The organism is Cobetia sp. 5-25-4-2, assembly GCF_013374075.1.
Taxonomy (GTDB): Bacteria; Pseudomonadota; Gammaproteobacteria; order Pseudomonadales; family Halomonadaceae; genus Cobetia; species Cobetia marina.
In genome coordinates, this window is sequence record NZ_BLWK01000014.1 from 1 (window position 1) to 1134 (window position 1134).

Genomic DNA, 1134 nt, shown 5'->3' on the forward strand with positions numbered 1-1134 from the left:
CCTTGCGCCTCCTGAAGGGCCCTTGAAGACTACAAGGTTGATAGGCTGGGTGTGGAAGCACAGCAATGTGTTGAGCTAACCAGTACTAATTGCCCGTGAGGCTTGACCATATAACACCCAAGGGGTTTGCACAGGCAAACCGCCGGGATTACGACAAGATCGACGACATATCGGTCAGCATGATTCATATTGCGAGTCGCGAGGCCACAAGCCTCGGGACTCAGGCATCGCAAGATGCCACCGTTTCGCCTGACGACCATAGCGAGCGTGAACCACCCGATCCCATGCCGAACTCGGAAGTGAAACCGCTTAGCGCCGATGGTAGTGTGGAGTTTCTCCATGTGAGAGTAGGTCATCGTCAGGCACTTATACCGAACCGCCCCTGCAGCCTTGCTGCAGGGGCGGTTCTCTTTGTGCGCGGAAAAAGTGGTGCTTGGAGAGGTGGTGCACAGAAAAATGGCGCACTGGAATGTGATACCAGAATCTTGGTGATCTTCGACGTGCCAGGTAAATGTACAAGTCTTCATACGCTTCGAGTGGGGAGGGCGCACGGTCCTGGTGGTGCTCACACCGCATGGGTAAAGATATTGTCTCGTTCCAGGTCGGTAATGGGGTGTGGAAAACTTTCATTGAGCGGCTCATGTCAGGTTATCCACACCCCTTTCTTTCCAGGTGTGACTCTCGGGAATCATCAGAGCGATCGATCAGGCCCGCTTCTTTACCATGATGTCGTCCTGAATCGTGACGGCCGAAAGCACCGAACACTACATGGCTGGATGCTTTTTGAAGAAAGCGCTTGCACTTTCAGAGGTGAATGCGTAAAGTACGCATCCGCTGCCGGGGACGCACGGCGTTACCAGCGGTGAAAGAGGTTTGCAGGTGATTGTTTTGTTTGATGTTTTTGAAGTCCGCTTCCAAATCATCGATTGACAATACTGGGCGATTCGCTAGAATACGCCGCACTCCTTACGGAACAGGTGATCGAGCAACGCTCCTCACCGCTAGATGATGCTTAGAGGCAGTCGATTGACTCATCATCAAGTGCTTGACTTCTCAAGCGTTCCGGATAGAATATGCCTCCTCGCTTAACAGCGACGCTCTTTAAAAATTTGATCAGGTAATTCGTGTGAGCGC

General features: G+C 52.3%; 2 rRNA genes. Both read left to right on the forward strand.

Annotation, left to right across the window (positions count from 1 at the left end):
• A 23S ribosomal RNA gene (locus tag HXS65_RS17280) occupies positions 1–110 on the forward strand; the annotation flags it as partial.
• A gap of 138 nt (positions 111–248) precedes the next feature.
• A 5S ribosomal RNA gene (gene rrf / locus HXS65_RS17285) occupies positions 249–364 on the forward strand.
• Positions 365–1134: the final 770 nt, after the last annotated feature.